Below are 21,707 nucleotides of genomic sequence, written 5' to 3' on the forward strand. Positions count from 1 at the left end.
CTCTCCGCGGGGGAGGCGTTGCCCTGCCCGCCTTTGACGGAGACCGGATGGACCAGCCTGTGCCGAGCGACGACCTCCTTGCCCGCGTCATCGACTGCATCGCCGAAGTGCTCGGCACGCCACCCCACGAGGTCGCACGGACGACTCCGCTCGCGGCCCTGGGGCTCGAATCGTTCACCGCGGTGCGGCTGAGGCGGAGGATCCGCGAACGCACCGGCCAGGAGCTGCCGTTGACCGCCCTTCTGGGCGACGGTGCGACGGCCCGTGCGGTGGCGGACCGTCTGCTGGCCGGTCACGTCCCGGAGAAGGCCACTGGTCCCGAGTCCCTCGGTGCCGAGGGCCGGGCGGGTGCGGCGGAACCCGGCGTCGTGCGGAACGGCGAGGAAGCGGAGGAGGAACACTTCCCTCTGACGCCCATCCAGGCCTCGTATCTGGCCGGGCGGGCCGAGGGCATGCCGCTGGGCGGGGTGGCCACCTTCTACTACTACGAGTACGACCGCACACCCGCCGACACGGACCCGCTCGTGGACGTGGCCCGGCTGGAAGCCGCCTGGAACCGACTGGTCGATCACCACCCGATGCTGCGCATGACGGTGGACGGCCGGGGCCGCCAGCGCATCGCAGCCGCTCCCGGCCCCTACCGGATCGGCGTCACCGATCTGCGGGGCGAAACCGCCGAACAGGTGAGGGAAACGTTGCCCGCCCAGCGGCGCAAGCGCTCCCACCAGAACCGGCCCACGGAGTCGTGGCCGTTGTTCGACATCCACGCCACACTGCTGCCCGACGGCCGGACCCGGCTGCACGTCGGCGTGGACGTGCTCCTGACCGACCTCACCGGCTGGATGTTGCTGATGCGTCAGTGGGGCCGCCTCGTCGCGGACCCCGACCACCGGCTTCCCGAGCCCGCGGCCCGGTTCGCCGACCTCCAGCGCGCGCGCCCGAGAGACCCGGAGTGGGCGGCCCGGCGCGCCCGCGACCACGCCTACTGGGCCGAACGAGCCCCCGAGCTGCCGCCGTCGCCGCGGCTGCCCCTGCTCCGCGACCCCGCCGACACCACCCCGCCCCGCTTCGTCCGCTCCGCCGCCGAACTCGACGCCGAAACCTGGACCCGGCTGCGATCCCGGTGCACCGAGTACGCGGTCACGCCGACCGCGGCCCTGCTCGCGGCCTTCGCCGTCGTCCTCGGCCGGTGGGGAGCCGGGGAACGGATCTGCCTCAACACCACCCTGTTCGACCGCCCGGAGGACGAGAGCGGAGCCGAGGGGGTGGTCGGCGACTTCACCACCACCGCCCTGGTCGGCACGCCACGCTTCGACCCCGCCGACTGGAAGGGCTTCGCCCACTACGCCACCGCCGTCAACCGCCGCTTCTGGGAGGACCTGGACCACCGGTCCGTGTCCGGTGTCGAGGTGCTCAGGCAGCTGCGGGGGCAGGAAACGCCGCCGGTGGGAGCGCTCAGCCACCCGGTGGTGTTCACCAGCGGGGTGGGCCTCGCGGGTGCCGGGGAGCCTCCGGCGTCCTGGATCGGACAGGAGGTGTACGGCATCTCCCAGACCCCGCAGGTCCTGCTCGACCACATCGTGTGGGACGAGGGCGGACGCCTCCGCCTGGCCTGGGACGCCGTCGAGGGAGCGTTCCCCGACGGCTGGGTACCGGCCCTGCTCGACGCCTTCGTACGCCTGCTCCACACCCTCACGAACCCCGACGCCTGGCACGACACCGCTCTGGGCTGGGACCCGTCCTTCCACCCCGAAGAGCCCCTGGACGCCGTGCCCTTCCCGGCCGCGGGCCCGCTGCTGCACGATCCGGTCACCGACGCGGCCCGGCGGCATCCACGACGGCCCGCCCTGCGCACCTCCTCCACCACCGTCACCCACGCCCGCCTCGCGGACAACGCCGCCGCCACCGCGGCAGTGCTGGCCGCGCACGGGGCGGGGCCCGGCGACATGGTCGCCGTCGCCTGCGAGAAGGGCACCGCGCAGATCACCGCCGTACTCGGCGTCAGTCTGAGCGGAGCGGGTTACCTGCCGGTCGAACCCTCCTGGCCGGCCGCGCGGATCGCCGCCGTCTGCGAGCGGGCCGGGGTCCGGCACGCGCTGACCGGCCGCGGTGTGAGGACCGACTGGCCCGACGGCGTCACCGTTCACCGTCTGACCGCCGCGGGGCGCCCCGCCCGCACCGCCGCGGGCTCCCATGACCCCGCGGCACCACTCACGGCCCCACGTCCCGAGGACATCGCCTACACCATCTTCACCTCGGGTTCCACCGGCAGCCCCAAGGGCGTGGAGATCGAGCACCGGGCCGCGCGCACGACCGTCGACGACATCGTCGACCGGTTCGCCATCGGACCCGACGACCGGGTGCTGGCGCTGTCGGCGCTCAGCTTCGACCTGTCCGTGTTCGACATCTACGGCGTCCTCGGCGCCGGCGGCTGTCTGGTGCTGCCCGACCCCGCCCGGCAGCGCGACCCGCAGCACTGGCTCGAACAGGCCGGCCGGCATGGCGTCACCGTGTGGAACACCGCGCCCGCCCTGCTCGAAATGCTCGTCGAGTACGCGGAGATGGAACCGGAGGAGGCCACCGGGGCGCTGCGCACCCTGCGCCTGGTGATGCTCTCCGGTGACTGGATCCCCCTGACCCTGCCCGACCGGCTGCGACGACTGGCACCCCAGGCGGAGGTGATGAGCCTGGGCGGAGCCACCGAGGCGTCCATCTGGTCCATCACGCACCCGGTGGGACACGTCGATCCGGGGTGGCGCAGCATCCCCTACGGCCGGGCGCTGCGCGGCCAGAGCTTCTTCGTCCTCGACGAGGACGGCGCGCCCTGCCCGGTGGGCGAGGCGGGGGAGTTGTTCATCGGCGGCGACGGGCTGGCCCGCGGCTACACCGCCGATCCGGTCCAGACCGCCGAGAGGTTCGCCGTCCACCCCGTGCTGGGCCGCCGGCTGTACCGCACCGGGGACCTCGGCCGGTGGACCGCCGGGGGCGCCATCGAGTTCCTCGGGCGCGTCGACCGGCAGGTGAAGATCCGCGGGCACCGCATCGAGCTGGGCGAGGTGGAGGCGGTGCTGGCCCGCCATCCGGCGGTCCGCCAGTGCGTGGTGTCGTCGGTACGCGGCCCCGACGGACGGCCACGGCTGGTGGCGCACCTGTCGCCCCGGGGCGCGAGTGAACCGCCGACCGCCCAGGAGCTGGCGGATGCCCTGCGCGAACGGCTGCCCGACTACATGGTGCCCAGCCGGTTCGTGATCCTGGACCAGCTGCCAGTGACGGCCAACGGCAAGATCGACCACGCGGCGCTGACCGCCCCACCCACCGGTGACCGGACCGCCGGCGCCGACGGCCCGGCCCCGGTCGCCCAGGCGGCGGCCGAGCCCACCCCGGCACCGCGCACGGCCCCGGCCGGAGCCGCCGCCGCATCGGTCCCGGGTGGGGACTGGGTCGCCGCCGCGCTGGCCGAGGCGACCGCCCTGGGCCTGGAGGCCGCCGTCGTGGTCCGGCCCGGACGGCTCCGGCCGGACCAGGCACTGGAGGCGTCGGCCCGATGGCTCCGGCACGTGGCACGGACCGCCCACGGCGAGGCCGCAGTGCCGCTCCTGGGCCCCGGAGGACTGGCGGAGGTGGTCTGCCGCCCCCGGGCGGGGGACCACCCGACGCCCGCCCCGTCCACCGGTCCGGCATCCGGAGCCTCGGCCCCGGAACGGTACGGCACCGGACCGGACCACGCGCCCCGGCACCGCGGTCCTGGCCCGGCCGCGCCCGTGGCACCGGCCGTACTGGAGGTCCTGACCGGCATCCTGGCCGACTTCACGGACGTGCCGGTGACGCCCGACAGCACCTTCAAGGAGCTGGGGGCCACCTCCCTCACCCTGGTCCTCACCCACCGCAGGCTCCGGGAGGGCATCGCGCCCCGGCTCGCACTGGCGGACATGTTCGAGCACCCCACCGTCGCGGCCCTGGCCGCCCGCATCACCGCCCAGAGCGCCCCGGGCACCGACCGGGCCGCCACGGTCGGCGCCACCGACGCCGTCAGGCCCCCCGCCTCCCAGCGGTCCGAACGGCCCACGCGCAGAACGTCCCGCGTCACCGCACGCGCCCTGGCCGAGGAGACCACCCGATGACCGAACCGACCCCCTCCCGGGCGGACATGCCGGACACGCCCCGGCCCGAGCACGAGGCCGGCGACGACCTGATCGCGGTCACCGCCCTGGACTGCCGGTTCCCCGGAGCGCCCGACACGGCGGCCTACTGGGACCTGCTCGTCGGCGGCCGCAGCGGACTGACCCGGCACGACGAGCGGGAACTGGCCGAACGCGGCGTCCCTGCGGGGCTGCTGGCCAACCCCGCCCACATACCCGTCAGCGGGGTCATCGACGGACAGGACCGGTTCGATCCCGAGCCGTTCGGCCTGACCGACGCCGAAGCGGCCGTGATGGACCCCCAGCAGAGGCTCTTCCTCGAAGCGTGCCTGCGCGCCCTGGAGAGCGCCGGACACGGCGGCGGTGCCGGCGCGGGCGCCGTGGGCCTCTTCGCCGGCGCCGCCCACAGCGACTACCTCACCCGCAACCTCGCCGACCGGTACACGGCCTCCGCCACCGATCCCGTCGGCAGCCTCCAGGCGGCCCTGGCGGGCGTGGCCGACTACCTCCCCCTGCACGTCGCGCACCGCCTCGCGCTCACCGGACCCGCCGTCGCGGTCGGCACCGCGTGCTCGACCTCGCTGGTGGCGGTGCACCTGGCGGCCCAGTCCCTGCTGGCGGGGGAGTGCGACACCGCCCTCGCCGGCGGCGCCTCCCTGATCGTCCCGCAGGGCCGGGGCTATCTCCACGTCCCCGACGGGATCTTCTCCGCCGACGGGCACGTACGGACCTTCTCCGCCGACGGCACCGGCATCGTGCACACCCAGGGCGTCGGAGTGGCCGTACTGCGGCGACTGCGCGACGCCCTCGCCGACGGCGACCCGGTGCTGGCCGTCCTGCACGGCTCCGCCGTCAACAACGACGGCGGCGACCGCACCGGCTTCACCGCCCCCTCGCCGCGCGGACAGGCCCGTGCGGTCTCCGAGGCGCTCGCCGTGGCCGGTCTCACGCCCAGGGACATCACCTACGTCGAGGCCCACGGCACCGCCACCCGCCTCGGCGACGTGGTGGAGGTCGCCGCGCTGTACCGCGTCTTCGGCGACACCGGCCCGGCCTGGTGCGCCCTGGGCTCGGTCAAGAGCAACATCGGGCATGCCAACTCGGCCGCGGGCATCGCCGGTTTCGCCAAGACCGTCCTCGCCCTGCACCACGGCGTACTGCCGCCCACCCTGGACGCCCTGCCCCTCAATCCCGATCTCAGGCTGGACGACTCGCCCTTCACCGTCGTCCACGAGGCCACCGACTGGACCGGGCCCCGGTACGCGGGCGTCAGCTCCTTCGGTATCGGCGGCACCAACTGCCACGTCGTCCTGGGCAGCGCCCCCGTCCGTCCGGAACCGCCCGCCGATCCGCGCCCGCAACTCGCCCTGCTCAGCGCGCACCGCGACGACGCCCTCGCCCGCCTCGCCGAGGCCACCGCGACCGCCCTGCACACCCCGGAGGTCGCGCCCGCCGACGCGGCCCACACCCTGCACACCGGCCGCGCGACGCTGCCGTACCGCGCCGCCGCGGTGGTCACCGGGGCGGCGGAGACCGACGGCCGCGCCCTGCGCGCCGCCCCGCGGCGCCGTCCCGGCCCCACTCCGCCCAGGATCGTGCTGGCCTTCCCCGGCGGGGGAGCGCAGTACGCGGGCATGGGCCGCGAACTGTGTGCGGAGGAAGAGGAGTTCGACCGAACTGTGCGCGAGTGCGCCGGTCTCTTCGACGACGGGACCGGTACCGGCCTCACTGCGCTGATCACCGCCGACCCGTCAGACGAGCACGCGCGCCGGCTGTTGCGCGACCCCGCCCACGGACTGCCCGCCCTGTTCACCGTCTCCCTCGCCGCCGCGCGCACGCTGCGCTGCTGGGGCGTCGAACCGGACGCGCTGGTCGGTCACAGCCTCGGCGAGTACGTGGCCGCCGTGCTGTCCGGTGCCCTGTCCCTGCCCGACGCCGCGACACTGGTGGCGGTCCGCTCGCGCGGCATGTCCCGGACGGCCGGCGGCGGGGTGATGCTGACGGTCCCGCTGACCGAGCGGCAGACTCTCGCCCTGCTCGCCGAACACCCCGGACTGGACCTGGCCGCCGTCAACGGCCCGCGGTCCTGTGTGGTGTCCGGACCCTCGCCGGCCGTGGCCGAAGCGGAGCGGGCCCTGACCGCACGCGGTGAGCGCACCGTGCGGCTCTCCCTCGACGCGGCCGCACACTCGCGCCTGGTCGACCCGGTCCTGCCCGACCTGCGCGCGGCCGCCAGGACCGTCCGGGCGCGTGTTCCCGGCATCCCGCTCGCCACCACCCTCACCGGGAAACTGCTGGACACCGCTCCGGGCGCCGACCACTGGGTGGCGCACCTGCGCTCCACCGTGCGCTTCTCCGACGCCCTGGCCACCGCCCTGGGCGAAGGGCCGGCCGTCCTCGTCCAGGCGGGACCCGGCGGCGCACTGCTCCAGCTGGCCCGTCAGCAGGGACACCGGCAGCTCCTGGCGACCCTGGCCGCCTTCCCCGACCGTGAGCAGCCCGGCGGAGGACGCGCCGCGCTGCTGGCGGCCGCCGGAGAGCTGTGGACGCACGGGATCCCCCTGGACGCCGCGGCCCTGCACCGCCCGGGGCGACGCCGTGTCGTCCTGCCGGGCCTGCCCATGGAGCGCCGCAGACTGTGGATCGATCCCCCGGCCACCGCACCGGCCGGTACGGCGGCCGACCCCGGCCACGGCACCGGGCAGGCCGCCCCGGACGAGTCCGAGCCCTTCCAACTGCCCGTCTGGCAGCGCACGCCTCCCGTCGGGGCGGACCGGTCGGCGCTGCGGGGCCGCTGGCTCGTGGCCGGCCCTCCCGGCTCGCCCTCGGCCGAGCGGGTGCGCGCCGCACTCGCCGCCGCCGGGGCCGGCACCGTCACCCTCGACGAGGCGGTCCGGGACCCCGACACCCCGTGCGAGGGCATCGTCGTGATCGGCCCGTCCGGTGACACCGGCGACGACCCGGCGGAAACCGTCAGCGCGTCGGTCCTGCACTACGCGGAGGTGGCGCGGGCCGCCGCCTCCTGGGCGCACCGCACCTGCCTGCTGCACCTCAGCCACAACGCCCAGCAGGTGGAGAGCACCGACCGGTCCGCCGCCCACGCCGCCGCCGGCCTCGCCGTGCCCCGCGTCCTCGCCCAGGAGTTCCCGGGCCTGCGCTGGCGCTCGGTGGACCTGCCGGCCGGCCCGCCGCACGCCGACGACGTCGAGGCCGTGCCGGCGGAGGCCGCCGACCTGCTGGCGGGAGGCCCGAACGGCATCGAGTGCGCCCTGCGCGGCGGACACCGCTGGACGCGCGGCATCACCCCCTGGCGGCCGTCCGCACCCGCGCCGGACACGGACGGCCCGGCCGGCACCGACGGCGGGACGGGCACGGCGGTGATCCTGGGCGGACTCGGGGACGTGGGCCTGGCCCTGGCCGGGCACCTGGCCCGCTCCGGACGGCGGGTCGTGGTCACCGGCCGCACCGGGCTCCCCCCGGATCCCGCCCCCGGCAGCACCGCAGCCGAACGGGCGGAGACGATCCGTGCCCTGCGGGACTCCGGCGCCGACATCGAGGTCCGTGCCGCGGACGCCGCGGACACCGCCGCCACGACAGCACTGCTGCGGGAGCTGACCGACCGCGACGGCCCGCTGGACCTGGTCGTGCACGCCGCCGGCGTGGTCGCCTCCGCCGCCGTCGCGCCGTTGCGGGCCACCGGGGAGCAGGCCGTGCGCGCGCACGCGCACGCCAAGGTCACCGCGGCCCTCGCGGTGCGCGGCGCCGTGCACGGCCTCCCGCCCGGCCGCCGGCCGGCCACCGTCCTGCTGATGTCCTCCGCCACGGCGTTCGTCGGAGGCCTCGGCCTCGCCCCCTACGCCGCCGTCAACCGCTACCTGGACGCCCTCGCCGAGCACGAGCACCACGCGGACCCGGACGCACCCCGCTGGATCAGCGTGGCCTGGGACGGCTGGCGCGTCGGGCCCGGCCGGAGCGAACGCACCGTCGCCTCCCGGCACTCGATCGGCCTGGCGGACGGCATGCGCACCGTGGACCGGCTGCTGGCGCTCGCGGCCGGCGGCCGTGCCCCGGCCTCCGTCGCCGTCTCGCCGGCCGACCTCGCGCCCCGCACCGCGGGCACGCCCACCGCCGTACCCGCCTCCGCCGCACCGGCTCCCGGCGCGCCCGCGGGGGAGCCGCAGGCCGGTGCGGGATTCACCACCGGTGCGGAGACACTCCTGGCAGCGGTCTGGTCGGACCTGCTGGGCTTCCCCGTCACCGACCGCGACGCCGACTTCTTCGCCCTCGGCGGGCACTCCCTGCTGGCCACCCGCATGCTCGCCCGGCTGCGCGACGACCACGGCGCCGACCTGCGGCTGCAGGACCTGCTCGCCCGGCCCAGCATCGCGGCCCTGGCCCCGATGCTGCCCGGCGGGGAATCCCGGCGGGATGCCGCCGCGCCCCGGACCGCGGACGGTCCCTCCTCCCCACCCGGGGACGGCCCCCGGGAGTTCCCCCTCACCCGGGTACAGCACGCCTACTGGGTCGGCGGATCGGGCGGTTACCGCCTCGGCGACGTCCCGTGCTCCTTCCACCTGGAGTACGACTGTCCCGGCCTGGACACCGACCGCTACGAGGCGGTGTGGAACGCGGTCGTCGCCCGCCACCCGATGCTGCGCGCGGTCGTCTCACCGGAAGGCCGCAACCGGGTGCTCGACAAGGTGCCCCCCTACCGGATCCGGGTGCAGGACCTGACGAAGGACGACGACGCCGAGCGCGCCCGGAAGCTGGAGCGCGTACGCACCCGCATGGTGCGCCGCGAACCCCGCCCGGGCCGCTGGCCCCTGGTCGACATCCGGGCCGCCCGACTGCCCGGCGACGTCATCCGGCTGTTCGTCAACGTGGACGTGCTGGTGTGCGACACCGCCAGCTACCTGATCTGGGACCGCGAACTGCGCACCCTCTACCGCGACCCCGACGCTCAACTGCCGCCGCTGGAGACCACCTTCGCGGACTGCGTGGCCGCGCTCGAACGCCGCGCCGAGGGCCCCGAGCACGCGCGGGCCGCCGCCTACTGGCGGGCCAGGCTGGACGACCTGCCCGGCGCACCCGCGCTGCCCGTCCGGGCCGCACGTCCCGGGGACCGGCCCCGCTTCGCACGGCGCACCGCCCGTCTGGAACCGGACCGCTGGAACGCCCTCAAGGCCGAGGCCGCCCGGCGCGGGCTGACCCCCACGGCCGTCCTGCTGGCGGCCTACGGCGAGGCCCTCGCCGGTTGGTCGGGGCAGAACCGCTTCGCCGTCACCCTCACCCTCTTCGACCGGCCCGCGCACCTTCCCGGGGCGGACGCCGTGGTCGGTGACTTCACCTCGCTGATGCTGCACGAGGTGGACCGCTCGGACACCCGCTGCTTCGCCGACGCCGCCGTACGGGCCCAGCGCACCCTCTTCGAGGACCTGGACCACCGGGAGTTCTCCGCGCTCGACCTGCTGGCCGAGAAGTCCTCGCGCACCGGCCGCACCGAGTCCGTTCCCGTGGTCTTCACCAGTGCCCTGGGCCTGTCCGGGCCGCTCGGCGGCGGACACGACCTGGACTGGGCGGGCACACCGGTGTACGGCGTGAGCAGCACCCCGCAGACCTGGCTGGACCACCAGGTGATCGAGCAGCACGGCGCGCTCCTGCTCCAGTGGGACGTCCTGGAGAGCGCCCTGCCCGCCGACGAGGCGGACGCGGCGTTCGCCGCCTACACCGAGCGGGTGCGCCGGCTGGCCGACGCACCGCGGGCGTGGGACACCGAGGAGCCCCGCACCGCGCCCGCCGCCCCGGCCCGTGAAGCGCGGCGGCCGGCACCCAGCGCGAGGAAGCGGACCGTTCCCGGCCCGAACCCCGACACCGACGCGGCCCTGCTGCTGCGTGACGGCAACGGCGACCGCCCCCTGTTCCTGATGCACCCCTCCGGCGGGGACGTCCTGTGCTACGGCGAACTCGCCCGTCTCCTCACCGACGGCAGGCCCGTCGTGGCGCTCACCGACCCCGCCCTGACCGGCGGCACGGGACCGCGGACCATCGCCGAGACGACCGACCGCTACCTCGCGGCGCTCCGCGCCCACCAGCCGCGGGGCCCCTACCTGCTGGGCGGCTGGTCGATGGGCGGCACCGTCGCCCACCAGATGGCCGTGGAACTCCGGCGACGCGGCGAGCGGACCGACCTGCTGGTCCTGATCGACTCCAACACCCCCGACCGCATCCGGGCGCTGGGCGGCACCGACCGCGCCCAGGACACCGCCTTCGCGGCCGTCCGCTACCTGCGCTCGCTGGAGGCGTTCCTCGACCTCGACCTGGACCTCGGCCCGGACGCGGAGACGATCCGCACCGCCCCGGACGCGGCGGCGGTACGCCGGGCGGTCACCGAACGGCTCCGAGCGGCCGGCCTGCTCGGCCCCCGGGACACCGCCGACACCCGCCTCGAGGTCTTCGAACGCCACCTGCGGGCGCTGGCCGACCACCGGGCCGGACACCTCAGCGACCCGGCCACCCGGCTGCTGCTCATCGCCGCGTCCCGTCCCGCGCCGCACAACGCCGGTGTCGGCATGGGCGTCGACGACGCCGCGGACCTGCCCGCCCTCGGCTGGCTGCCGCACGTCAGCGGCCCCGTCGACGCCCACACCGTCGAAGGCCACCACTACTCCCTGCTGCACGACCCCGCGGTACGGCGGACCGCCGCCCTGATCGACCGGGCCCTGGCCGCCGTGCACACCGGCCGGTGAGTCCGGCAGTCGCTCCTGACACCCGAAACCTCTCGCGGAAAGCAACCATGCACCAGCACCCGTCACCCCGCAGCCCCCTGTCCCGCAGATCCGCCCTCACCGCCCTCGCGGCGGTCGGCGCCCTGCTGCTGAGCGCCTGCTCCGGCACACCCGCCGCCGACACCCCGGCCTCCCGCACCGGCGCGCCCGTCGACGGCGGCACCCTGCGGTACGCCGTCGCGGGGTCCCCCGCCACCGCCAGTGACGACCCGCACGGCGGCCTCGGCAACGAGTCCGACGTCCTGCGCTTCGCCCTGACCTACGACGTCCTGACCGTTCCCGGCGAGGACGGGAAGACCCGGCCGCGGCTCGCCACGTCGTGGAAGCCCAACGACGCCCTGGACCGCTGGACGCTCACCCTGCGCGAGGACGCCCGCTTCACCGACGGCACACCGGTGCGCGCCGCCGACGTGCTGTACTCCCTGCGGCGCATCGGCGGCAAGGCCGCCGAGAACTACGGCCGGCTCGCCGACTTCGACATGAAGAGGTCCACCGCCCCCGACGAGCACACCGTCGTCCTGGCCACCCGCGCCCCGATGGCCGACGCGCCCCGGGCCCTGGAATCCGTCACCTTCGTCGTCCCGGAGGGCACCGAGGACTTCTCCCGCCCCGTCACCGGCTCGGGCCCCTACCGGGTGGAGCGGACCAGCGCCCAGACCACCGTCCTGACCCGCAACGACACGTGGTGGGGAGAGCGCCCGCACCTGGACAGGATCGAGATCCAGGCCGTCGCCGACCCACAGGCGCGGGCCGGTGCCGTCGCCTCCGGGCAGGCCGACGTCGCCGGCAGCGTCAGCCCCGCCGCGGTCAAGAGCGCCGGATCATCGGCGAGGACCCAGGTCGTCCGGCGCGTCGGAGTCACCGAGTACCCGTTCGTCATGCGCCTGGACACCGAACCGTTCGACGACCCCCGGGTCCGTGAGGCGTTCCGCCTCGCCGCCGACCGCAAGGCCCTGGTCGACACCGTGTTCCTCGGCTACGGCGAGGTCGCCAACGACCTCCCCACCCCCTACGACCCCTCGGCTCCCGAGGACCTGCCGCAGCGCACCCGCGACGTGAAGAAGGCCAGGAAGCTGCTGGCCGAGGCGGGCCACGCCGACGGACTGTCCGTCACCCTGCACACCACCACGTCGTACCCCGGCATGGACACCGCGGCCACCCTCTACGCCCAGCAGCTCGCCGACGTCGGCGTCGACGCCGAGGTGAAGGTCGAGCCGGCGGACACCTACTGGACCGCCGTCTACGCCAAGAAGGCGTTCTACACCGGCTACTACGGCGGCATCTCCTTCCCCGACCTCGTCCGTGTCGGACTGCTGTCCGACTCCCCGACCAATGAGACCGCCTGGCGCAGCAAGAGCTTCGACGACGGCTTCGCCAGCGCCATGTCGACCGCCGACGAGGCGCGGCGCGAGGAGCTGCTCTCCGGCATCCAGCGCGAACTGTGGGAGGACGGCGGCTACGTCGTCTGGGGCACCGGGGACGGCCTGGACCTCGCCGCGCCGGGCGTGCGCGGACTGCCCGACGGGCCCGGGTTCCAGCGCATGTTCGTCGACCAGGTGTGGATGGCCAAGTGACCCCGCGCACTGCCGGCCGCGCCCTGCGCCCGGCCGGCCGGGCCGCCGCCCTGGCCGTCGCCGCCACGGCGGTGGTCTTCACGGCAACCGAACTGCTCCCCGGTGACGCCGGGGAGCTGAGGACGGCGGGACGGGTCTCCGACGAGGACGTCGCGGCGGAGCGGGAACGTCTCGGGCTGGACCGGCCGGCCGCGGTGCGCTACCTCGACTGGCTGCACGGCCTGATCCGGGGGGACCTGGGCCACTCGCTGGCGGGCGGCAAGCCAGTGGCGACGCTGTTCGCCGAACGGCTGCCCGCCACCATGGTCCTGGTCGCGGTGGCGCTGGCGGTCACCGCGCTGCTCACCGCGACGGCCCTGACCACGGCGTACCTGCGCGGCGGCCGGGGCGGCTCGGCCGCCACCGGGCTGGCCGCCGTGCCGCAGCCGGTCCACGCGGCGGTGCTCGGCGCGGTCCTGGCCGGGCTGCTGGGCTGGCTGCCCCCCGTGTCCCTGCTGCCGCCCGGCGGCTCGCCCCTGGCGGACCCCAGGCTCCTGGTGCTGCCCGCGCTCACCCTGGCGCTGCCCTCGGCCGCGTTCGCCACCGTCCTGCTGCGCGGGGCGCTGGCCGACACCCTGCGCCGCCCGCACGTGGCCGACGCACGGCTGCGCGGCCTGCCCGCCCCGCTCGTGCTGCACCGGCACGTCCTGCCCTTCCTGTACGCGCCGGCGCTCCAGGTGACGGCCCTGCTGGCCGGCGGTCTCGTGGCGGGAACCGCCCTGGCGGAGACCCTCTTCGGCTATCCGGGCACCGGGCAGCTGCTGGTGTCCGCCGTCGCGGTGCGGGACGTCCCCGTCATCCAGGCCGCGGCCCTCCTCCCGGCGGCCGTCCTGCTGCTGGGCATGCTCCTGGCCGACCTGGCCTCCCGCCGTATCACGGCGCCGGGGGACCGCGGCCCGTCGGTGGCGACGGCGGGGAGGACCGTATGACCGGAGCACCTCTGCCGTTCCTCCCCGGAGCCGTCCGGCCCCCGGTGTCCGTGACCGCGGCCCTCACCCTGCTGGTGTGCGTGCCGCTCGGACGGTACGCCGCCCCGCACCCACCGGAGCGCACCGTCGCCGCCCCCTGGGCGCCGCCCGGCGGACGGCATCCGCTGGGCACCGACGTGCTGGGGCGCGACGTGCTGTCCCGGGTCCTGGCCGGGGGCACCCAGCTCCTGACCGTGTCCCTGCTCGCAGCGACCGCCGCCGTCGTCTGCGGCGCGGGCCTCGGCCTGGCCGCGGGGTGGTCGGGCGACCGCACCGCCCGCACCGTACGGGCCCTGTGCGACCTGCTGCTGGCCGTCCCCGCCCTGGTCCTGGCGCTGGTGCTGGCCACCGCACTGCCGGGGGCGACGGCGGTCGTCGTGGCGTCGGTACTCGCGGGAGCCCCGCTGACCGCGCGGGTCGTCGCCACGCAGTGCGCACAGCTGCGCGACAGCGGGCACGTGCACGCCGCCGTCGAGCGCGGCGAGCGCACGCCCGCCGTGCTGTTCCACGAGGTGCTGCCCGCCCTGCGCAGTCTGGTCGCCGCCGACGCCGGGCTCCGGCTCGTCACGGCACTGCAGATCGCCGCGGCCCTCGCCGTACTCGGTCTCGGGCCCCAGCCCCCGGACCCCGACTGGGCGCTGATGCTCAGCGAGAACCTGCCCGGCGCCGCCCTCAACCCCTGGGCGCTGCTGGCACCGGCGATCCCCCTGGCGGGCTGCGCCTGGGTGTTCGCCGCGGCGGCCCGGACGGCCGCCCGTGCCCAGGGGGAGGCGGCATGACGGTCCGCGCCCACGAGGGGCTCGTTCCCACCGAAGCCCCACTGCTGGCGGCCGAAGGTCTGACCGTCCGCCGTGCCCTCGACGGAGCCCCCGTCCTGCCGCCGGTGGACGTCCGCGTCGGCCCGGGGCAGGTGCTGGCCGTCACCGGCGCGTCCGGTGCCGGCAAATCCACGCTGCTGCGCGCCCTGCTCGACGTCCTCCCGGACGGACTGCACCGCGCGGCGGGCACCGTGCGCTGGCGCGGTACGACGGTGCCGCGGGGCCGGGCGGCCAGGCGGTGGCGGCGAGCCCGGTGCGGCTGGCTGGCGCAGGACCCCGGCGCGGCCCTCAATCCGCTGTGGCGCGTGGACCGGCTGATCGGCGAGGAGTTCACCGGTGTCGCCACCGCCCGCGCCCTGCGGGTCGAGGCCCTGATGCACCGACTGGATCTTCCGCCCGGGCTCGCCTCCCGGCGGGCGGGAGAACTCTCCGGCGGACAGGCCCAACGGGTCGCCCTGGCCCGGGCCCTGTGCGCCGACCCGGAGCTGCTCGTCCTGGACGAGCCGACCTCGGCACTGGACCGCGCGACGGCCGACCTGGTGGCCGAAGAGGTGCGGTCCCGCCGTGGGATCCCCGGCCGGTGCGTCGTCCTGGTCACGCACGATGCCCGGCTGGCCGCGGAGCTGGCCGACCGGACACTGGTGCTCGCCGGTGACGCCCACCCGGCCGCCGGTGCTGACGCCACCGCGCGGTACAGGTCACGTGTGACCGCCGTGCGCGGACCGATGACGCGCACCCCGTGGAAGGAAGCGCTCCGCCCGATCGCCGATCCCGCGTCACCACAGGCCGGGCGTCCGCCCCGCACGAAGGCGAACCCCGCCCCGTCTCCGGTGCCCGTGCTGTCGGCGCGGGGCCTGACCCTGCGGACCCCGGACGGCACACCGCTGCTCGACGCCGGAGACCTGGACCTGCCTCTGGGCGGCTGGCTGGCCGTCACGGGAGGGTCGGGCAGCGGGAAGACGACCCTGCTGCACGCCCTCGCGGGCCGTCGTCCGCCGGCCGCGGGACAACTCCTGCTGCACGGGCGCCCGCTGCCCACCGGGATCCGCTCGCGCGACCGGCGGACGCTGCGCGCCGTCCAACTGGCCGGACAGGACACCGTGGCGGAACTCAACCCGGCGCACACCGTCGGCCGGGCGGTGGCCCGGCCGCTGAAGGTGTTCCACGGCACGACCGCGGCGGCCGGGCGGGAACGCGTACGGGAACTCCTCGATGCCGTGGGACTCCCCGCCGAGCTGGCAGGCCGCAGACCGGCGGCGCTCTCCGGCGGCCAGCGCCGCCGGGTGCTTCTCGCCCGGGCGCTCGCCGCCGAGCCCGACGTGCTGCTGCTGGACGAGCCCACCGCGGGTCTGGACCGGGACTCGGCGCGACTCGTCCTCGACCTGCTGGACCGGCTGCGGGAGAACGGCCCCGCCGTCCTGACCGTCACCCACGACGCCGGCACGGCCGCCCGCGCCGACCGCGTCCTCCACCTGACCGGGCGCCGCCTGGTCCCGCGGCACACGCCCCCCGACCACCCCCTCGACGAGAGAACGGAGCACTCCGGTGTCCGACCACACGACGGCTGAACACACTGGCCGGATCGCGGACCTGCTGGCCGCCCACCCTTGGGTGGCCCGGGCCCGTCCCGCACCCGACGGCGGCGTCCGGGTCGTCCCGCACCCGGACGCCGTGACCGCCGCACCCGAGCCGGGCCCCCTGATGCACGAGCACCTCGAGCAGTGGGCCGAGGTCTACGAGTGGACGTACGAGACGGCCGAGGGGCGGCACGCCGACGACCTCGACCTGTCCGGGTGGCGGGCCTCCGACACCGGAGCACCGCTGCCCGAAGCCCACATGCGGGACTGGGCGGACCGCACCGTGGACCTCGTCCTGGCACAGCGTCCGAGGCGGGTCCTGGAACTCGGCTGCGGCACCGGTCTGCTCGCCCACCGCCTGCACCCGCACCTGGACGGATACGCCGGCGCCGACGTCGCCCAGGTCGCGGTGGACCGCCTCGCCGCGGCCGGCCTGTCCCGCACCGCGTTCGTCCGGGCCGCCGCCCACGAGACGGCCGCGCCCCGGGTACGGGACGCCATGGACGCCGCCTTCGGCCCCGGGCAGCTCCCCGACTGCGTGCTCCTCAACTCCGTCACCCAGTGCTTCCCCGACCTGGCCTACCTGACCACCGTCCTGCACGGGGCGCTGTCGGCGGTCCAGGACGGCGGCACCGTGATCGTGGGGGACATCCGGCACTCCGGCCTGCTGCTCGACCACTTCGCACGGCTGGAGCGGGCCCGCGACCCCCAGGCGGACGACACGACGATCGCCGCGAGGGCCGCGGCCGCCGCCGAGGCGGACGAGGAACTGTCCTTCACCCCGGCGGCCGTCGCCGCGGCGGTCGCGGACCGGCCCCGTCCGGTCCGCATGAGCGTGCACGCCCGCACCATGGCCGAGGACACCGAACTCACCCGCTACCGCTACGACATCGTCCTGCGCGTCGGCCCGCACCCCCACGGACCGGGGACCCGGCAGGTGCGCCGGACGCCCTGGGGCGGACACCGGGGGAGCGATGTCCCGGGAGCGCTGCGCGACGCGCTCGTAGACGGTCCCGTCGTCGTCCACGGCATCCCCAACGCCCTGCTCCGCGACGCCCCCGGGGCGGTGCCCCCGTACGCCCTGCGCGAGGCACTGAGGGGAGCGGACGCCGCCGTACTGCTCGACGCCGCCGACCCGCGCACGCTGGCCGTGGCGGCTCCCGCGGACTGCGCGCCCGCCGCGGCCGAGGACCTCCCGGCGCCCTCCGGCCCGGTAGCCCACGAACCGTTCCCTCTGTTCGTCCGGCGCCGTCTGCCCGAGGTGCTGCGCGACCACCTGCGCCGGGCCGAGCCGGACACCGCACCACCGGCGATCACCGTGGTGGACGTCATCGAGGACGGCCACGCGTGAACCGCGCACTCACCGACGAGACCCTCACCGGGCTGCCCGGCGTGACGGACTGGCAACTGGTGCGCGGTGGTGGACAGGACACCCTGCTGGTGACGGGCCCGCCCCCGCCGGCGCGGCCGTCACGCGGTCCCGGCCGGGACGACGCCCGCGCCGCCGGCCGGGCCGCGGACACCGGTGACGCCGCCGTCCGCGGTACCGATCCGGCCGTTCTCCCGGCACTGATGCGGCAGCTCGACGAGACGGCGCTGCTGACGATGGCCCGGGTACTGGACCGGACCCGTCTGTTCCGCGACGGTGGACGGCCCCGCACCGACGAGATCCTCGCGACCCTGGCGGTCGCACCCCGGCACGCGTGGATCGTACGGCGCTGGCTGCGCACCCTGACCGCGGAGGGCTGGCTCCATCGGGACGCGGCGACGGACCGTCACCATTCCCTCGCGGTGCCGGACCGCCGCGACCACGCCCGGGCACTGCGCGAGCTGGACGGCGCCTGCGCGGGCCTGGGCTACCCGGCGTCCATGACCCGCTTCTTCCGGGCCGCGGCCGAACGGCTCCCGCTGCTGCTCCAGGACCGCACGTCCCTGCAGGAGGTCCTCTTCCCCGACGGGGAGACAGGCACCGCGCAGGGCAACTACCGAGACAGCGTCCCCAGCCGCTGGGCCAACCACGCCGCCGCGTCCCTGATCGCCGGCGAGGCCCGCCACCGGACGACGCCGGCACCCCTGCGCGTCCTCGAAGCGGGCGCCGGCGTGGGCGGCACCACCGGCACCGTCCTGGAGGCGCTCGGCGACACGCCCGTCGACTACCTGTTCACGGACGTCTCCCCGTTCTTCCTGCGAGCGGCCAGGGACGTCTTCGGCGACCACCCAGGCCTGCGGCACGCCCTGCTCGACATCCAGGCCGACCCGCTCGAACAGGGCCTGGAACCGGGCTCCCAGGACGTCGTCCTGGCGGCGAACGTCCTGCACAACGCACGGCACACCGGACGCTGTCTGGCGGCCCTGCGGGAACTGCTGGCGCCCGGCGGACTGCTGGTCCTGGTCGAGTCGTGCCAGGAGCACTACCAGGCGCTCACCTCCATGTACCTGCTGATGTCGCCCGCGCCCGGCGAACAGCAGTGGTTCACGGACCTGCGGGCCGGCCAGGACCGGGTCTTCCTCACCGCCGGGGAATGGGCACGGCAACTGGACGCGGCGGGCTTCGACCCGCTGCCCGTCCTGCCGCACGAGGAACATCCCCTCGCCGCGGCGGGCCAGCGCGTCATCGCCGGCCGTGCCAGGTCGCACGGCGCCCGCCCGGACCCCGGCCGCGTCCGTGCCGCGCTCGCCGGCCGCCTCCCCCCTGCCCTGCCCCTCCCACGGATCCACGCCGTGGACGGCATCATCCGCCTCGCCAACCCGACTGGAGCCCCCTGTTGACCCCCGCATCCGCACCCGAACACACCGCCGGGCAGACCTCGGCCGACCTGGTCGACGCCGTCCGCGCCGTGTGGGCCGACGCCCTGGAGACCGACCTGGCCGCCGTACCGGCGGACGCCAGTTTCCTGAGCCTGGGCGGCGACTCCGTCCTGGCCGTCCGGATGGCCGCGATGCTGCGCAAACGACTGGGCACGCCGCTGGCGCTGGCGGACGTCCGCGTAGAACAGAACGCCGCGCAGCTCGCCGCCCTCGTCCACGAACGCAGTACCGGATCGGGGACGGGTGCCCTGCGCCCGCTGCCCCTGGACCTGCGCCGGCGCGAGGACCCGGACGCGCCGTTCCCGCTCCTGCCGCTCCAGCAGGGCTACTTCGTGGGCCAGCAGGACGCCTGGGAGCTGTCCTACCGCTCCGCACACCACTACGTGGACATCGGGCTGGAGGACATCGACGCCGACGAAGCCCCCGAGGCGCTGCAGGACGCCCTGGAGCGCCTGGCCGAGCACCAGGCCGTCCTGCGGGCACGCATCCTGCCCGACGGCCGGCAGCGCATCCTGCCCCTGGACGACCCGGAGGCAGTGCCGCGGCTCCAGGTCACCGACCTGCGCGACGCCGACGAGGAGACGGCCGCGGCCCGGCTCGCGGAGATACGCCACGAGATGAGCACCGAGGGCCCCGACCCGTCCCGGGGCTGCGGTCTGGACATGCGCCTGACGCTGATGCCCGGCGACCGCGCCCGGCTGCACTCCTCGACCAGCCTGCTGATCATCGACGGATGGTCCTCCGGCGTCTTCTACCGCGATCTGTTCGCCCTGGTCTCCGACTACAACGCCGTCCTCGCGCCCCTGGACATCGACTACGGCGACTACGTGACGACCCTGCGGGACCTGCCCGGCACCGAGGCGTGGCAGCAGGACCGCGACTGGTGGTGGGACCGCCTCGACGCCTTCCCGCTGCCGCCGGCCCTCCCCCTGGTGGCCGACCCCGCCGAGGTGCGCCCCACCCTGATGGGCACCCGGCAGGCGGTGCTCGACCCGGAGCGCTGGTCACAGCTGCGCCGGCTGTGCACCGAGCACGGGGTGACCCCGTCCGCGGCGATGTTCGCCGCCTTCGCCGCCGCCGTCGCCCGGGCCTGCGGCCACCGCCGCTTCCTGCTCAACACCCTTCAGCTGAACCGCCTCCCGCTCCACCCCGACGTGTCCCGCCTGGTGGGGGCCTTCTCCTCGACCATGCTCCTGCCGGTCGAGCTGCCGGCGGCCCCCGTCTTCGCCGACCTCGCCGGCCGCGCCCAGCAGGACATCGGTGACGCGCTCGCCCACAACCTGATCACCGGCGTGGAGGTCTCCCGCGAACTGGGCCGCCGCCGGGGCACGCACCGCCCGGTGGCACCCGTCGTCTTCCAGTCCACCCTGGGCGTGGACGCGGCGCTGGGCAGCGAGGTGCCCCAGGAGGCCGGGCCGCTGGGGGCGATCGACCTGCTCAGCCACCACCAGCAGCTGCGGACGCCCCAGGTGGCCCTGGAGGTGCGGCTGTTCGAGCTGCGCGGGGAGCTGGTGGTCGTCTTCTCGCTGGTGGAGGAGCTGTTCGCGGGAGCGGATGTCGACCGGATGTTCGCCGATCTCATGGCGACCGTGGAATCGCTGGTCGAACCGGACGGCTGGACCGCCGTGGTCGAACTGCCCGACGCGGTCGACGCCGAGCGGGCCGGGCCTGCGGGGCCGGCCCCGCAGGCGTCCGGCCGGCGCCTGTCCGTACCCGCGGTGGCGGCCGGCGGAGCGGAGCCGGGACCGCCCCGGGACGACACGGAACGAGCCGTCGCGGAGCACTGGCGGAAGCTGCTGGACCGTCCGGTGGAGGAACGCACCGCCGACTTCTTCGCGCTCGGTGGTGACTCGCTGCTCGCGGTGCGGATGCTCGCCTCGCTCGCGCGGGAGGGACGGGGGCGGGTAACGCCCCGCCGCTTCCTCCGGCAGCCCACGGTGGCCGGACTCGCCGCCGCTCTCCGCGAGCCGGACGACCGGTGAGAAGGGTGCGGCGGAGGCGGCTCCGCCCCCGCCGCACCCCGGTCTCAGCCGCCCAGGCCGGCGTCCTCGCGGAAGAGCTCCTGGTCGAGCCAGACCGCGGCACGGGCGCCGTCGGCGGCACCGGTGATCACGAAGGTGAGGGCGTCGGGCAGGGCCTCCAGCCGGGCGGTGTCACCGGCCGCGTAGACACCGGGCACGGAGGTGCGCTGGAACTCGTCCACCCGCACGCAGCCGTCCGGGAGGACCGCGCATCCCAACCGCTCGGCCAGCGGGGAGTGCTGACGGGTGGGCGCCCGGTGGTAGACGCCCTGCCGCTCGAGCACCCGCCCGTCGGCGAGGACGAGGCGGACGGCGCCCTCCTCGCCCTCGAGGCGGGTCACGGCCGTCTCCTCCACGGCGATCCCGGCCTCGGCGAGACGGCCCGCGGCCTGCTCGGGCACCGGGTGCCCGTTGGTGCACACGATCACGTCCTCGCTGAACCGGTCGGCCACGTAGAGGGCCTGCATGACCTGCGGCAGTTCGTGCCCCAGGACGGCCAGGCTCATCCCGCTGGTCTCCCAGCCGTGGCAGAACGGGCAGTGGTACACCCCTCGGCCGAACAGCGCGGACAGGCCCTCGACCTGCTCGTCGAGCACGTCGACCTGTCCCGTGGCGAGGACCAGCTTCCGGGTTCGCTCCACGGTGCCGTCGGCCAGCGTCAGGGCGAACCCCTGCGGCTCGGGCGCGGCGGCGGTGACGGTCGCCTCGCGTACGGCCACGTTCGGGTAGGCGGTGAGCTGCTCCCGGCCTATGCGGCGCAGCTCGGCGGGCGGAAAGCCGTCCCGGCTGAGGAACATGTGCATCCGCGCCGCTGGTGCGTTGCGGGGTTGGTCCGAGTCCAGCAGGAGGACCTGCCTGCGCTGACGCCCGGAGACCAGCGCCGCGTTGAGGCCGGCGGGCCCTCCGCCCACCACGATCACGTCGTACATCGTCGTCACTTCTTCCTCAGTCCGTCGAATAATGACTACGATAATAATT

At 75.7% G+C, this 21,707-nt stretch carries 10 protein-coding genes; 9 read left to right on the forward strand and 1 reads right to left on the reverse strand.

What is annotated here, in order from left to right; translation table 11 throughout:
- Positions 1–47 precede the first annotated feature (47 nt).
- Genes ACZ6A9_RS31965 through ACZ6A9_RS32005 form a run of 9 tightly spaced genes read left to right on the forward strand, consistent with a single transcriptional unit; the run spans position 48 to position 20,690 of the window.
- Positions 48–4,121, forward strand: a complete 4,074-nt coding sequence (locus ACZ6A9_RS31965; RefSeq protein WP_468993000.1) for a non-ribosomal peptide synthetase — start codon at positions 48–50, stop codon at positions 4,119–4,121.
- The gene (locus ACZ6A9_RS31970; RefSeq protein ID WP_468993003.1) at positions 4,118–10,885 is read left to right on the forward strand and encodes an SDR family NAD(P)-dependent oxidoreductase; all 6,768 of its coding nucleotides are present in this window, start codon (positions 4,118–4,120) and stop codon (positions 10,883–10,885) included. The genes ACZ6A9_RS31965 and ACZ6A9_RS31970 overlap by 4 nt, the downstream gene beginning before the upstream one ends.
- Positions 10,886–10,932: 47 nt before the next feature.
- Positions 10,933–12,498: an ABC transporter substrate-binding protein gene (locus ACZ6A9_RS31975; RefSeq protein ID WP_468993008.1), complete on the forward strand. Its 1,566-nt coding sequence runs from the start codon at positions 10,933–10,935 to the stop codon at positions 12,496–12,498.
- Entirely contained in the window at positions 12,495–13,466 is a 972-nt protein-coding gene (locus ACZ6A9_RS31980) for an ABC transporter permease (RefSeq protein WP_468993014.1), read from the forward strand. Before ACZ6A9_RS31975 ends, ACZ6A9_RS31980 begins: the two co-directional genes overlap by 4 nt.
- Positions 13,463–14,284, forward strand: a complete 822-nt coding sequence (locus ACZ6A9_RS31985; protein WP_468993018.1) for an ABC transporter permease — start codon at positions 13,463–13,465, stop codon at positions 14,282–14,284. Before ACZ6A9_RS31980 ends, ACZ6A9_RS31985 begins: the two co-directional genes overlap by 4 nt.
- A complete protein-coding gene (locus ACZ6A9_RS31990) occupies positions 14,281–15,891 on the forward strand; it encodes an ABC transporter ATP-binding protein (RefSeq protein ID WP_468993023.1) in 1,611 nt (536 codons plus the stop codon). Before ACZ6A9_RS31985 ends, ACZ6A9_RS31990 begins: the two co-directional genes overlap by 4 nt.
- Positions 15,869–17,251 carry a class I SAM-dependent methyltransferase gene (locus ACZ6A9_RS31995; protein WP_468993027.1) on the forward strand — a complete coding sequence of 461 codons (1,383 nt, stop codon included), beginning with the start codon at positions 15,869–15,871 and terminating at the stop codon, positions 17,249–17,251. The genes ACZ6A9_RS31990 and ACZ6A9_RS31995 overlap by 23 nt, the downstream gene beginning before the upstream one ends.
- Positions 17,248–18,669 (forward strand): class I SAM-dependent methyltransferase, encoded by a 1,422-nt coding sequence (locus ACZ6A9_RS32000; RefSeq protein WP_468993031.1) that lies wholly within the window; start codon positions 17,248–17,250, stop codon positions 18,667–18,669. The genes ACZ6A9_RS31995 and ACZ6A9_RS32000 overlap by 4 nt, the downstream gene beginning before the upstream one ends.
- Positions 18,666–20,690, forward strand: coding sequence for a condensation domain-containing protein (locus tag ACZ6A9_RS32005; RefSeq protein WP_468993034.1), 2,025 nt, complete (start codon positions 18,666–18,668; stop codon positions 20,688–20,690). Before ACZ6A9_RS32000 ends, ACZ6A9_RS32005 begins: the two co-directional genes overlap by 4 nt.
- A gap of 44 nt (positions 20,691–20,734) precedes the next feature.
- On the opposite strand, the gene ACZ6A9_RS32010 is transcribed toward ACZ6A9_RS32005, so the two are convergent.
- Positions 20,735–21,658, reverse strand: a complete 924-nt coding sequence (locus ACZ6A9_RS32010) for an NAD(P)/FAD-dependent oxidoreductase (RefSeq protein WP_468993036.1) — start codon at positions 21,656–21,658, stop codon at positions 20,735–20,737.
- Positions 21,659–21,707: the final 49 nt, after the last annotated feature.

This window comes from Streptomyces sp. NPDC041124, assembly GCF_055592385.1.

Excerpts from the sequence above, each read along its gene's own strand:
- ACZ6A9_RS31965 (WP_468993000.1), top strand. The coding sequence starts at position 48 with ATGGACCAGCCTGTGCCGAGCGACGACCTCCTTGCCCGCGTCATCGAC.
- ACZ6A9_RS31970 (WP_468993003.1), top strand. The coding sequence starts at position 4,118 with ATGACCGAACCGACCCCCTCCCGGGCGGACATGCCGGACACGCCCCGG.
- ACZ6A9_RS31975 (WP_468993008.1), top strand. The coding sequence starts at position 10,933 with ATGCACCAGCACCCGTCACCCCGCAGCCCCCTGTCCCGCAGATCCGCC.
- ACZ6A9_RS31985 (WP_468993018.1), top strand. The coding sequence starts at position 13,463 with ATGACCGGAGCACCTCTGCCGTTCCTCCCCGGAGCCGTCCGGCCCCCG.
- ACZ6A9_RS31990 (WP_468993023.1), top strand. The coding sequence starts at position 14,281 with ATGACGGTCCGCGCCCACGAGGGGCTCGTTCCCACCGAAGCCCCACTG.
- ACZ6A9_RS32010 (WP_468993036.1), bottom strand. The coding sequence starts at position 21,658 with ATGTACGACGTGATCGTGGTGGGCGGAGGGCCCGCCGGCCTCAACGCG.